This window comes from Pseudomonas sp. KH_027, assembly GCF_057838565.1.
On the sequence record NZ_CM174470.1, the window covers coordinates 2,764,548 to 2,777,561 of the forward strand.

The window sequence follows — 13,014 nt, forward strand, 5'->3', positions numbered from 1 at the left end:
TCGTCATCGACAACGTCAACAGCATAGCTGGCCGAGCATCATGCGCCGTGCTGCTGGTCGTAGCCAACTGTCGGCTGCAGTGTGCAGCAACGAAAACGGCGCCCTTGGGCGCCGTCCGTATCACCCGTTGAATCAGCGCGAAGCTTTGCGCCGCAGGGCCGAAGGGCTGAAGTTGGCTTCGTCCGGCGAGGCCTTGCTGAAGTCGGCGGTGCCGGGCTCTTCGTTGTCCAGCCATTGCACGCTGTAACGCCGCGCCTGCAGGTCGTGGAAGGTATCCAGCGCGGTCCAGACCGTCGGCAGTTCGTAGAAGCTCTTCAGGTAGGCCATCGACACCCGCCACAGATCACCGCGCCCGTCGTACTGATCGACCACCGCGGCGCCCCAGCTGTCTTCATCGAGGAACAGGGTGCGTTTGGAATAGATATGCCGCGCACCGGCCTTCAACTTGCCCTCCACCACCCACACGCGATGCAGCTCATAGCGGGTGTATTTGGGGTTCACATGCCCGGGCGTGAGCAGGTCTTCGTACTTCACCTCGGGGCTGGTGATCCGGTAGTTGTTGTAGGGGATGTAGAGCTCTTTCTTGCCGAGCAGCGTCCAGTCGTAGCGATCCGGCGCGCCGTTGTACATGTCGGTATCGTCGGCGGTGCGCAGGCCGTCCGAGGACTCGATCGGCGTGTCATAGGCCAGGGTCGGCGCCCGCCGCACGCGGCGCTGGCCGGGATTGTAGCCCCAGGCCTGGCGCGGTTCCTTGACCTGATCGAGCATCTCTTGCACCAGCGCGCCATTGCCCGCCAGGCGTGCCGGGGCGGTGGTGAAGGTCATGTAGTAGAACAGCGTGTTGTTCAACTGCCCGTAGCTGCTCTTGGGGTTGTAGAAACGGAACAGGGCTTCGTCCTGGGAGGTGACCAGGGAATAGGCGCCATTGCGCTGCACCCCGGCCTCGGCCGAGCGACGAACCACATAGGTGCCGCGATAACGGACGATATGGTTCCACACCGCCTCGACGCCGCTCTGCGGAATTGGAAACGGGATGCCGCCATAGGCATCGGCAAAACCGTTGCCGCCATCGAGCAACTTGGCGCTGGTGGCGTTGTTGAAGGTGTTGTCATAGATCCATTGCGGCGCCGAACCCGTGCGATGGCTCGGGTAGATCGGCATCTGGAAGCTGTCGGGATAGGAGTTGAACAGCGCAATTTGCCCCGCCGTCAGGTTGGCCTTGTGCTGCTCCAGGTTGACCTTGTTGATGGTGAACAACGGCAGATCGGCGGCGAACGGGTCCGGATGATGCTGCCCCGAGCCCTTGTAGCCGGCCGGCGCCTGGGTCATGCCACCGCTCCAGGCGGGAATGCTGCCGGCGGCGTTGCCGGCCTTCTCCGCGCCCAACGGCGTCAGGCTGGTTTTCAGGCTGGCGGCTTGCTGCGCCGGGACCGACGCCAGGCTGTCCGTCGCCCCCAGGGCGAGGACGATAGTGGCGACGAGCAATGGGTTTTTCTTCGACATGCTGCGGTTCTCCATGATCGATCGCGGGCTTTAGAACGAGTACTTGGCGGTCAACGACAGGTTGTCGCGGTCACGCAGGGAGTTGTTCTGCCCCGCGCCGTAGTACTCGGTGTACTGCATGCCTACTTCGAAGCTATTCAGGTAGCTGGCATCGAGACCCAGGGTGTGCGCCTTGCGGCCCTCGATAAAGTTACCGGTGCGGTCCGAGTTGCCTTTGAAGTCATCCTGGAAAACCACATAAGGCGACAATTTCACCCCAGCGTAGACATCGTTCCAACTGCCGGAAAGCAGCAAGGTGTAGCCATAGCTGTCACGGCTGATCTGGTCGGAATCGCCGTTCTCGGGGTCGACATAAGCCTTGTCCGTGGTGCTGACGAACTTGCGCTCGCTACCATCGAAGGCCGTGTATTTCAGGCTGCTGCCACGAATGTGCTGGGAGGCCAGTTCGGCGACGCCGAACACCGAGTCGAAACTCAGCAGCGGGCCGAAGTTGTAGATGGTCGACAGTGAGATGTTGTAGGTCTCGGCGCGCTCATAGTTCTCGAACAGGCTGCCGCGACACAGTTGCTTGCCGGCCAGCGGTGCGCAGGCCTGGTCAGCCGCCACGTTGCCGTCATACAAATTGGGACTCAGTCCGGTCACCCCCTGAATCAGCAGATCGCCCAGCAGATCATCGGTGGCGGCAATGCTGATCGGCGCGTTCGGCCGGTAGGCGATCTCGCCGGAGACCGAGGCATCGCCGAGCGTGGTGTTGAAGCTGAAACCGTACATGCGAATGTCTTCGACATAGTCGCGGCGGGCCTGGGCGTTGCCGGCCATATCCAGGGTAGCCAGGCCGAACTCCGCTCCCGACGCCCCCAATAGCGCCGCTACCGCCCCCAGCGTGGCCAGATCGACCCCTTGGTAGCTGCGCAGATCGACCGCGATCTGCGGCTCCTTGGCGTGGTAGTTGACGAAATAGGCGCCAAACTCGGTGGAGTTCAACTCCTCGGCGATATAGCGCAAGGCCAGACCGAACTGACCGTCGTCACGGGCTTCGATATCCGGGCCGACATTGGCCACCTTGAAGGTGCCGGTAGTGGGGTTCAGGTAAGCGTTCGGACCGAAGGGGCCGTTACCGACCAAGCCAAAGGCCGCAGCGACCGGATAGGCCGCGAGCAACTCGGCGAGCGCCGGCTCGGTGGTATAGGCCGTATTGCCACCCTCGGCGAACAGATCGGTTTCAGCGAAATAGGTGCCGACCGGGTCCAGCCGCGTCTCTTCCCACTTCCACTGATAGAAGGCCTCTACCGACAGGTTGTCGGTCAGCCCCAGGTTGAAGCTGAACGCCTCCACCGGCACCAGCACTTCTTTCAGCTCGGAGCCCGGCAAGTGGAACTTGGCGGCGTCCACCGGGTTGGTGGTATTCACCCCGCCACGGTAGAACACGCCCTCGCCCCAGTTGAACACCTGCCGCCCGACCTTGGCACTCAGGGGCTGCTCGTAGATATCCCAGTTGCCATACAGGTAGGCATCCAGCAGCTCGGCCGTGCGCCCGGCATTGTGGCGGGTGTCTTCGGTGAAATGGTCATCCTGCGGGAAGGATTGGCTCGGCCGCTCCACGCCACCGGTGGTGTCGTAGTAGTCGTTGCGCTTATCCATGATCTGCGTGTCGTAATACGCGGTGCCGCGCACGAACAGGCCATAGTTCTGGTACTTCGCCGAAAGGTCCGAGGTGGCTTTGTAGACCTCGGAAACCAGGCCGGTATCGAAGTTGCGGTTGCCGTCGTCGGCGTTGATATCGGTGATGTTGTTCTTGTCCCGCCCTTGCACCCGCCACATCGAGCCATAGGACAAGGTGGTGTCCAACGAGCCGCTGACCTGGTTATCGGCGAAGCTGAACTCCGCCGCCTGCACCGAACCGGCAACCAGCAAGGGCAACAAGCCCAGCACCGCCCCCGCTTGCCAGGGTCGATACCTCAGCTTGGAAACGCACGCTTGGATCTTCATCGACAACGCTCCTATACGGCCAAGATTATTCGGTCGGCGCTTGCGGCCGTCCTGTTGTTATTCGTCTCTCGGCTGCTGATCGCGATAGCTTGCCCGGCTTACCGGCCCCCTCCCGCAATCGCGCAGAAACTCCCCCATCTCCAGTTGCGCTCTATCGGCTGCCGCTGCGCTCAAGAACTTGAAATGCGAAGTTGGTACGTTAGTGCATGCAAAGTAACAAAGTGTTGCCCCGCTGCCAACAGGCCACTAAAAAATTACCGGATCGGAAAATTGCAGCGAAACCAGGCCCACGCAGCGACCTCAGCGCAAGCCTAGGCCGGGGATGTCTATGCTCCGCGGGTAGTCCAAGCGGACATGCCAACCGTCTACAAAACCATGGGCCGATTCAGGCAGCCCCCCAGCAGGATGCGCAATAATGGGCAGGTTCAGAACAGGCCGAGCTGACCACCCACCAGCGTGGTGAAGTCGTCGTGCACGAATGGCAGGATGGCGTCCGCCACTGGCTGCAGTTGGCGCGTGACGTAGTGGTCATAGTCGATCGCCGCGCGCTGCGTTTCCAGCGGTTCGGGACCTGCGAGCGTCATCACGTAACTGATCCAGCCGCCGCTCTGGTACTGACGCGGCCGGCCCTGCCGATCGTTGTAGTCGTCGGCGATGCGCGCCGCGCGTACATGCGGCGGGACATTGCGCTGGTAGTCGTCCAACCGGCGGCGCAGACGCTTGCGGTAGATCAGCAGCTCATCGAGTTCGCCCGCCAGCGTCCGGCGCACGTAGTCGCGCACACAGTCCGAGTGCGGTTGCCGGTTGAAGATGAGTAGGTAGAGCTCCTGCTGGAACTGTCGGGCCAGTGGCGACCAGTCGCTACGTACCGTTTCCAGCCCCTTGAACACCATCTCGGCGCTCCCGTCCGCACGCGTGACCAGCCCGGCGTAGCGCTTCTTGCTGCCCTCCTCGGCACCGCGGATGGTCGGCATCAGGAAGCGACTGAAGTGCGTCTCGAACTGCAGTTCCAGCGCGCTCTCCAAGCCGAACTCACTGAGCAGGTGCTCACACCACCACTGGTTGACGTGCTGCACCAACGCCCGCCCGATACGCGCCGCGTCCTCCTCCGTATGGGTGCGCCCGAGCCAGACGAAGGTGGAGTCGGTGTCACCGTAGATCACGGCATGACCTTCGGCCTCGATCAGCTCGCGGGTCTTGCGCATGATCTGGTGGCCGCGCAACGTGATGGAGGATGCCAGGCGTGGGTCGAAGAAGCGGCAGCCGCTGGAACCCAGCACACCGTAGAAGGCGTTCATGATGATCTTCAGCGCCTGCGAGAGCGGCTGGTTGTGCTCGCGCTTGGCGGCTTCACGGCCTTGCGAGACCCGGGCCACGATGGCCGGCAGGCAATGCCGGGTCCGCGAGAAGCGCGCCCCGCGAAAACCCGGCACCGACTCGCGGTCGCCGGGCTGGCGCATGCCCTCCACCAGCCCCAGCGGATCGATCAGAAAGGTGCGGATGATCGACGGATACAGGCTCTTGTAGTCGAGCACCAGCACGGACTCGTACAGCCCGGGCCGCGAGTCCATCACGAAACCACCGGGGCTGGCCTCCGGCGGCCGCTCCCCAAGATTCGGAGCGACAAAACCCTGGCGATGCATCTGCGGTATGTAGAGGTGCGAAAAGGCCGCAACCGAGCCGCCGCTGCGGTCGCTAGGCTGGCCTGTGACAGTGGCGCGTTCCAGCAGGAATGTCAGCAGCTCGGTCTTGGCGAAGATCCGCGTCACCAGCTCGCAGTCCTTGAGGTTGTAGCGCGCCAGCGCCGGCTTGTCCTCGGCGAACATGCGGTCGATTGCGTCCATGCGCTGGTACGGATTGTCGATGGCCTTGCCTTCGCCGAGCAGCGCCTGCGCGACGTTTTCGAGGCTGAACGACGCAAAGCTCCAGGTCGCCGAGCGCAGCGCTTCGATGCCGTCGATGATCAGGCGCCCGGCTGCGGCCGCGAAGTAGTGGTTGTTACGGCTGCCATGCTCGCGCCAGCCCATCACGTCGCCGCCGCGCCCGAGCTGCAACGGCACCTTCAAGCGCTGAGCATGCTCGTGCAACACACGCAGGTCGAACTGCACGAGGTTCCAGCCGATGATCGCATCGGGGTCATGCCGGGCCAGCCACTGGTTTAGCTTCTCAAGCAGTTGCGTCCGGGTCTCGCAGTAGTCGAGCCGGAAGTCGAGCGCATCGTCCTTGCCGTTCGCCGGCCCGAGCATGTAGACCTGGCGCTCGCCACAGCCTTCGAGCGCGATGGAATAAAGCTCGCCCTGCGCGGTGGTTTCGATATCGAGGGAGACCAGCTTCAATCGAGGACGATAGTCCGGTGCAGGCTTCATCTGCGCATCAAGCAGCATGCCGCTGCCGTCCGGCGTGCCAGCGAAGCACACCGGCGCGGTAATGAAGCGCTCCATCAGGTAGCGTTCCGGCGGACGGATATCGGCCTCGTAGACATCGACACCGGCCTTCCTCAACAGCTTTTCGAGGCGCATCAACTGCCGGTGCTGCCGGCAATACAGGCCGAGTACGGGCCGATGGTGAAAATCGCACAGGCCCAACGGGCGAAGCTCGACATCGCGCTCACCATGCAGCAGCGACTCGGCCTGCCCGCACTGTTCGGCAGGAATGAAAGCCACCGAGGGCTGGTAAGGCAGGCGGATATGCCGAGGACCGTCGTCAGTCGCCAGCCAGAACTCGACTTCCGTGCCGGCGGGTGTATCGCGCCAATGCCGGGTCAGGACGAAACCCTGCTGTAGATCCACCGCTGCAACCTCAAGAACCTGTTTCATGGCGCGATTCTACGTGTCATCGCCCAGGGTCGGGGTTATTCGCTGGCAAGGCGCTGCAGGCGGCCTGTGAGGGCTGCGGCAGGTATTGCTCACGCAGTACCTGATTAGGCTCGAAACCAGCGCTGCGAGAATCCCCCCATGGCACACCTTGATCCGCAACGAGCGCCCAGCATGGCGCGCCAGAACAGCGCTTATCCAAGCTCGGCGTCCTCATTTGCAGCCGACGCCAGTGACTGGCCACGGTGCTTTCGAACGGTGTCTACGGGTCCCAGTCCACCACCGGCCGTCATAGCCCTAGCCCAGCTCGAAGCCGGACGGAGTCTTCATCATCAGGCAGCGCCTGCTTCATGCAAAAAAAACGCGACGCCCCGAAACGGAGCCGCGCTACACGCGCAATCGACAGACCCGCCAGGGCATATGCACGCCCGTGGATCAGGGCTCGCAGGATTTACTGAAGCAGCGTGGCAGAATCACGGGCCGTGAGCTTTGGGCCCGTAATAGAACAACTCCAGCACGAAACTCACGACTTGAGCAGTTGCTGACCGACCTGGCCCTGGTTCGCCCTATCACGTCAGGGACGTGCTCAAAAAAGGCTCTGCGGATGGCGGGCCGTCGCACGTTGGCCCACTGGGTTCACCCGCGTTTTCAGATCAGCCGCCAGCGTGCCTTCCGGCTAGCCCTGAACCGCTAGCAACACTCGTCAACGAGACCGCCATAAAAAAGCCCGAGCACTTCGGCTCGGGCTTTGTTGAACAGCGCGGCGATCAACGCACGTCGAAGCGCTGCTCGGCCAACAGGCGGTCACCCTGGAACACCATGAAGCGCCACTCGCCCGGCACGATTTCATGGTATTCGGTGAACTCGAACGCCATCACGTCTTGCGGTGCGCCGACCACCAGTTTCTGCACCACTTCGAATTTGTCGTGGCGCTTGCCGTCCGGCGACTGCATGCCGGGGGTGAAATACAGCAGGGTCAGCGGCGTGTCGTCCACCTGCTTGCCGACCAGGCTGTAGCGCATGCCGAACTTGGTCCCGAGTTTGGCGGGGATCGCGTCGGTGGTTTTGATCCGTTGGTTACTGCGTGTCAGCACACGCTCGCCAGGCTGCAGGTCCTGCGCCTGGCTCTCGAAGATGCCGTATTCGACCGGCCCTTCAACATGCACCTCGGCATTGGCCATACCGGCAAACAGCATCAGCGCCGCCAGCGCACTCGAACGGGTGTATTGCATATCGCGCTCCTTATTTTGGATAGCGCGAGCCTATGACGCTGGCATGACAGGCTGATGACAACTGCGCATTCTAGGGCGCAGCGGCAGCCTTCACCTCGCGCGGCAGGATGGCCAGGAAGTTATCGCGGGCCACCCGCTTCGCTACAGCCGCAGGCAGGGCATCGAGGAAGGGATCGAAAGCGTGGATCAATTCACCCAGGCTATCGAAGCGTCCCACCACATCGGAACCGAGCATGAAGCGCTCGGGGAAACGCTCGACCAGCTTCACCCAGGCAGCCTCCGGCTTGCCCTGGGCATCGAGCAGGTAAGGCTGCAGCACGCTCCAGGACAGGTCGATATACAGGTTCGGGTAGTCATCGAGCAGGCGTTCGAGGGTCGGCAGCAGGAAGTCGAGTTTGCTCTGATGCCGATGCAACTCCATGCTGCTGCCGGCATGGGCCCAAACAAAGCGCACGTGGGGATGGTTGCGCAGCGGCTCTTCGATTTCCGCCAGGTAGAGCGGGTTCTTTTCGCGTTTGGAGGTGATATTGGAGTGGATCATCACCGGCAGGTCGTATTCGGCCGCCAGGTGATAGATGCGCGTCATCGCCTCGTTGTTGGCGCGCGGGGTGTCGCCGGAGGTCAGCGCGGTCAGGTCATCGTGGCGGGTGAAGACCTCGCCGATGCCCTGCCACAACCCAGGGTTGAGTTCGAGCATGCGGCGGATATGCGCATCGGAGTTCTTGTCCACCGGGTTGAAACCCGAGAGAAACGGATGAAAGCGCCGACGCTGCTCGCCGGGAAGTTCGTTCAACGCCGCGGCGACGAACACATCGGTGGCGCTGTACCAATACGCGGCGGCGTCGTCACCGGCGTAATAACGCGGGCGTTTGGGTTCGTCTTCGTGCCACTTCTTCGCCACCGGAATCCCGGAAATCAGCACATGATCGATGGCGTTGGCATCCATGGCTTCGAGCAGCTTGCCCATGCCTTCGCTTTCCTGGAAAAAATCGACGTAGTGCAAGTGCCCATCGGTATAGCGGTAATCGCGCGCCTGTACGGCCATGCTGGCCAGCGCCAGCAGTAACATGCAGCTTGAGCGAGTCAATGACACGGGCTATCTCCCTGACAGTCTGAGCAGGATAGACCGCCGGCAACGCGACCGGGTTCACTGCGATTGAGGGGCTCAGGCGCGTAAATGCTCTATACCCTTAGGACACTTTGGCCACCGTCAGCGAGGCTTGCCATGAGCATTACCGTCAACACCCTCTCCAGCACCGGTTATCGCCACGCCATCGAGGTCAATGGGCTCCACGAGTTGTTCACCGACATACCCGCGGCCCACGGCGGCGAAGGGTCGGCGCCGGAACCCCATGACCTTTTCGATGCCGCCCTCGGCGCCTGCAAGGCACTCACCGTCACGCAGTACGCACGCGGCCGTAACATCCCGCTGAGCGGCATCAGCGTGGAAGTCAGCCGTGACGACAGCAAGGAAAAGGAAGGCTTCTACGGCCTGAACGTGCAGCTCACCCTGCACGGCGAATTGAGCGATGAGCAACGCGCCAAGCTGCTGGCGATTGCCGATAAATGCCCGCTGCACAAACTGATGACCCGCGTCGAAGTGACGATCGCGACCAGCTTGAAGCACGATGTGCCGGCGGATTGAATCACTCCATCGCCTGAACCCACTCAGCCCAGACAGCGGTTATGCTGGCCTTATAGCCCGTTGCGAGCGTCCACCATGTCCAGCCTTATCCTGATCCGCTCCCGCCCGGAAGACGTCGAAGGTCAGCCGATTCTGCGGCCCCTGCCCTCGGCCCAGTGCCGCAGCGTTGGGCCCTTCGTGTTCTTCGACCATATCCTGGCCAACACCTTTGCCCCGGGTAACGGCATGAATATCCGCCAGCACCCGCATATCGGCCTGTCCACCCTCAGCTACCTGTTCGAAGGCGAGTTGCTGCACAAGGACAGCCTCGGCTCGGATCAGCGGGTGCAGGCCGGTGACGTGAGCTGGATGACCGCGGGGAGCGGCGTGGCCCATGTCGAGCGCACCCCGGCCGAGCTGCTGGCCAGTGGTTCACGCCTGCACGGTTTGCAACTGTGGCTGGCACTGCCGCGTGAGCTGGAAAGCTGCGCCCCCAGTTATAGCCACCACAGTGCCGCCAGCCTGCCGGTCAGCGAAGCGCTCGGCGTACGGATCCGCCTGGTTGCCGGTGAAGGCTTTTGCCTGAAATCGCCCGTGCCGGTGCCCACGCCGACGCTGCTGGCCGACGTGCGACTCAGCACCGGCGCAACCCTGTTCATCCCCGCCGAGCATCCACAGCGGGCGCTGTATCTGCTGAGCGGCGAAGCCCTGCTGGACGATCACAGCCTGCAGGCGCACACCATGCTCGTGCTGCCGGAAGGTGAAAGTTTCACCCTGATCGCCGACAGCGACTGCCAGGCGATCCTGATCGGCGGCGCCGCTATCGATGGCACCCGGCGGATGAACTGGAATTTCGTCGCCAGCGACCCGGCGCTGATCGACCAGGCCTGCGAACGCTGGGCCCAAGGCGATTGGCCCAGAGTGCCGGGAGAAAGCGAGCGCATCGAATTACCGCGTTGAGACGATCCGCTCCCGGTCGACGGCAATATGGCGTTGGCAACGATTGCCGACCACATCGGCTGATGTGATCGGCCTTCCCGCCTCGCATGCCACTACGGCGCGGCGAGCACCTCATCGAACAGATCGTTCATGGCCTTGAAGGCACGAGTCGCCACCAACGGGTGGTACTGGTTGCGGCCCGGCACATTGGCGGCCGGGTTGGTAAAGGAATGCACCGCCCCGCCATAGCTGACCAATTGCCAATCGGTTTTCGCCGCCTTCATCTCGGCGACGAAACCCTCGACCTGCGCGGGTGGCACCGCCGGGTCGTCCGCGCCATGCAACACCAGCACAGGCGCCTTGATGTTCTGCGCATCCGCCGGGTTCGGCGTATCCAGGTTGCCATGGAACGACACGAAACCCTTCAGCGGCGCACCCGAACGGGCCAGTTCCAACACCGAGCCGCCACCGAAGCAAAAGCCGATCGCCGCGAGTTTGCCGGCATCGACCTGCGGCACCTGGGTCTTTAGCACCTGAACCGCGGCCTGGGCGCGCTTGCGCATCATCGTCCGATCCCCACGCACCAGGGTGGCTGCGGCTTTCGCCTCATCCGGGTTGGACGGGCGCACCGCCTTGCCATACATGTCCGCCATGAACACCACGTACTTGCTGCCCGCCGCGCGAGCAGCCAACTTGGCCGATTCCTCGGTCACACCGAGCCAGTCGGGCACCATCAGCAGCCCCGGACGCGGGCTTGTTACCGCATCGTCGTAGATCAGCATGCCTTCGAAGGCTTCGCCGTCGATCTCATAAGGCACCACCTTGGTCACCACGGAAGCCTCGGCCAGCCCGACCAGGCCCGCCAATGCCAGGGGTATGAGTGATTTTTTCATCGACCTGACTCCTCTTGAGTGAACAGCCTTTCAACAATAGACCCACGCAACGAACAGCCAAAAAAAAGCCCGCATTCAGCGGGCTTTCTTTGTTTACGGCGCGTGTCAGACGGAGAGTTCCACCAACAGCTTGTTCAACCGGCGCACGTAGGCTGCCGGGTCTTTCAGGCTGTCGCCAGCCGCCAGGGCGGCCTGGTCGAAGAGGATGTGCGACAGGTCGCCGAAACGCTCTTCACTCTGCTCGCCATCCAGTTTTTCGATCAGCGGGTGCGCCGGGTTGAACTCGAAGATCGGCTTCGATTCCGGCACTTTCTGCCCACTGGCTTCGAGGATCTGGCGCATCTGCAGGCCGAGGTCCTGTTCGCCGATGGCCAGAATCGCCGGCGAGTCGGTCAGGCGATGGGAAACCCGCACTTCGCTGACCTGGCTGCCCAGCGCCGTTTTCAGGCGCTCGACCAAGCCTTCTTTGGCCTTGGCCGCCGCTTCCTGGGTTTTCTTGTCTTCTTCCGAATCCAGCTTGCCCAGATCCAGATCGCCACGGGCGACATCGACGAACTGCTTGCCGTCGAACTCGGTGAGGTAGCTCATCAGCCACTCGTCGATACGGTCGGTGAGCAGCAGCACTTCGATGCCTTTCTTGCGGAAGACTTCCAGGTGCGGGCTGTTTTTCACCTGGGCATAGCTTTCGCCGGTGAGGAAGTAGACCTTGTCCTGCCCTTCTTTGACCCGTGCGAGGTAGTCGGCCAGCGCGACGCTCTGCTCGCCGCTGTCGTCGCTGGTGGAGGCGAAACGCAGCAGGCCGGCGATCTTCTCCTTGTTGGCGAAGTCTTCCGCCGGGCCTTCCTTGATCACCTGGCCGAAGTTTTTCCAGAAGCCCTTGTATTGCTCAGGCTCGTTCTTCGCCAGCTTTTCCAGCATGTCGAGTACGCGCTTGGTCAGCGCCGACTTCATCGAGTCGATGATCGGATCTTTCTGCAGGATTTCCCGCGAGACGTTCAGCGACAGGTCGTTGGAGTCGACCACGCCTTTGACGAAGCGCAGGTACAACGGCAGGAATTCGTCGGCCTGGTCCATGACGAACACGCGCTGCACGTAGAGCTTCAGACCCTTCGGCGCTTCACGCTGGTACATGTCGAATGGCGCACGGCCCGGCACGTACAACAGCGAGGTGTATTCCAGCTTGCCTTCGACCTTGTTGTGGCTCCAGCTCAGCGGGTTCTCGAAATCGTGGGCGACGTGTTTATAGAACTCCTGGTATTCCTCGTCCTTGACCTCGGTACGCGGGCGGGTCCACAGCGCGCTGGCGCGGTTGACGGTTTCCCACTCGACTTCAGTTTCGGAGGGCGCCGATGCTTCTTCGCCATGCTGCTCTTTCGGCAATTCGATCGGCAAGGCGATGTGGTCGGAGTATTTCTTGATGATGTTGCGCAGACGCCAGCCATCGGCGAACTCGCTCTCGGCACTTTTCAGGTGCAGAACGATGCGGGTACCGCGCTCGACCTTCTCGACCGTGGCGATTTCAAACTCGCCCTCGCCTTTGGAGACCCAATGCACGCCTTCGCTGGCCGGTTGACCGGCGCGGCGGCTGAACACTTCAACCTGGTCGGCAACGATAAAGGCGGAATAGAAGCCCACGCCGAATTGACCGATAAGGTGCGAGTCTTTCTTCTCGTCGCCCGACAGCTGCTTCATGAAGTCGGCGGTGCCGGACTTGGCGATGGTGCCCAGGTGCGTGATCGCATCTTCGCGGCTCATGCCGATGCCGTTGTCTTCGAGGGTGACGGTGTTGGCGTCTTTATCGAAGCTGACACGGATTTTCAGCGGGTCGCCGCCTTCCAGCAGATCCGGCTTGGCCAGTGCTTCGAAGCGCAGCTTGTCAGCCGCATCGGAGGCGTTGGAGATCAATTCGCGAAGGAAGATTTCCTTGTTGGAATACAGCGAATGGATCATCAGGTGAAGCAGTTGCTTCACCTCGGTCTGGAAGCCCAGGGTTTCTTTTTGAGTTTCCACACTCATGGTCG

Annotated in this window: 9 protein-coding genes; 2 read left to right on the forward strand and 7 right to left on the reverse strand. The window is 62.2% G+C overall.

Annotated elements, in window-relative coordinates:
• Positions 1 to 132: 132 nt before the first annotated feature.
• The 5 genes from AC3IYG_RS13005 to AC3IYG_RS13025 form a co-directional block, all read right to left on the reverse strand.
• The gene (locus AC3IYG_RS13005) at positions 133 to 1,503 is read right to left on the reverse strand and encodes a DUF1329 domain-containing protein (RefSeq protein ID WP_489308991.1); all 1,371 of its coding nucleotides are present in this window, start codon (positions 1,501 to 1,503) and stop codon (positions 133 to 135) included.
• 30 nt (positions 1,504 to 1,533) lie between these two features.
• Positions 1,534 to 3,492 (reverse strand): DUF1302 domain-containing protein, encoded by a 1,959-nt coding sequence (locus tag AC3IYG_RS13010; protein WP_489308993.1) that lies wholly within the window; start codon positions 3,490 to 3,492, stop codon positions 1,534 to 1,536.
• Positions 3,493 to 3,917: 425 nt separating this feature from the next.
• The gene (locus AC3IYG_RS13015; RefSeq protein WP_489313907.1) at positions 3,918 to 6,281 is read right to left on the reverse strand and encodes a DNA polymerase II; all 2,364 of its coding nucleotides are present in this window, start codon (positions 6,279 to 6,281) and stop codon (positions 3,918 to 3,920) included.
• Between the two features lie 791 nt (positions 6,282 to 7,072).
• Complete coding sequence (locus AC3IYG_RS13020) at positions 7,073 to 7,537, reverse strand: DUF3859 domain-containing protein (RefSeq protein WP_489308995.1); 465 nt, start codon at positions 7,535 to 7,537, stop codon at positions 7,073 to 7,075.
• A gap of 70 nt (positions 7,538 to 7,607) precedes the next feature.
• A complete protein-coding gene (locus AC3IYG_RS13025; RefSeq protein WP_489313908.1) occupies positions 7,608 to 8,606 on the reverse strand; it encodes an amidohydrolase family protein in 999 nt (332 codons plus the stop codon).
• A 156-nt stretch (positions 8,607 to 8,762) separates the two neighbouring features.
• On the opposite strand from AC3IYG_RS13025, the gene AC3IYG_RS13030 reads away from it, so the two are divergent.
• Both AC3IYG_RS13030 and AC3IYG_RS13035 read left to right on the forward strand, forming a co-directional pair.
• Positions 8,763 to 9,182 (forward strand): OsmC family protein, encoded by a 420-nt coding sequence (locus tag AC3IYG_RS13030; RefSeq protein WP_489308997.1) that lies wholly within the window; start codon positions 8,763 to 8,765, stop codon positions 9,180 to 9,182.
• A gap of 75 nt (positions 9,183 to 9,257) precedes the next feature.
• Positions 9,258 to 10,121, forward strand: a complete 864-nt coding sequence (locus AC3IYG_RS13035) for a pirin family protein (RefSeq protein ID WP_489308999.1) — start codon at positions 9,258 to 9,260, stop codon at positions 10,119 to 10,121.
• A gap of 92 nt (positions 10,122 to 10,213) precedes the next feature.
• Here the strand turns inward: AC3IYG_RS13035 and AC3IYG_RS13040 are convergent, their stop codons facing one another.
• The gene (locus tag AC3IYG_RS13040; protein WP_489309001.1) at positions 10,214 to 10,993 is read right to left on the reverse strand and encodes a dienelactone hydrolase family protein; all 780 of its coding nucleotides are present in this window, start codon (positions 10,991 to 10,993) and stop codon (positions 10,214 to 10,216) included.
• Between the two features lie 105 nt (positions 10,994 to 11,098).
• Positions 11,099 to 13,009 carry a molecular chaperone HtpG gene (htpG, locus tag AC3IYG_RS13045; RefSeq protein ID WP_489309003.1) on the reverse strand — a complete coding sequence of 637 codons (1,911 nt, stop codon included), beginning with the start codon at positions 13,007 to 13,009 and terminating at the stop codon, positions 11,099 to 11,101.
• Positions 13,010 to 13,014 lie beyond the last annotated feature (5 nt).

Excerpts from the sequence above, each read along its gene's own strand:
- htpG (WP_489309003.1), bottom strand. The coding sequence starts at position 13,009 with ATGAGTGTGGAAACTCAAAAAGAAACCCTGGGCTTCCAGACCGAGGTG.
- AC3IYG_RS13025 (WP_489313908.1), bottom strand. The coding sequence starts at position 8,606 with ATGTTACTGCTGGCGCTGGCCAGCATGGCCGTACAGGCGCGCGATTAC.
- AC3IYG_RS13020 (WP_489308995.1), bottom strand. The coding sequence starts at position 7,537 with ATGCAATACACCCGTTCGAGTGCGCTGGCGGCGCTGATGCTGTTTGCC.
- AC3IYG_RS13030 (WP_489308997.1), top strand. The coding sequence starts at position 8,763 with ATGAGCATTACCGTCAACACCCTCTCCAGCACCGGTTATCGCCACGCC.
- AC3IYG_RS13010 (WP_489308993.1), bottom strand. The coding sequence starts at position 3,492 with ATGAAGATCCAAGCGTGCGTTTCCAAGCTGAGGTATCGACCCTGGCAA.
- AC3IYG_RS13035 (WP_489308999.1), top strand. The coding sequence starts at position 9,258 with ATGTCCAGCCTTATCCTGATCCGCTCCCGCCCGGAAGACGTCGAAGGT.
- AC3IYG_RS13040 (WP_489309001.1), bottom strand. The coding sequence starts at position 10,993 with ATGAAAAAATCACTCATACCCCTGGCATTGGCGGGCCTGGTCGGGCTG.
- AC3IYG_RS13005 (WP_489308991.1), bottom strand. The coding sequence starts at position 1,503 with ATGTCGAAGAAAAACCCATTGCTCGTCGCCACTATCGTCCTCGCCCTG.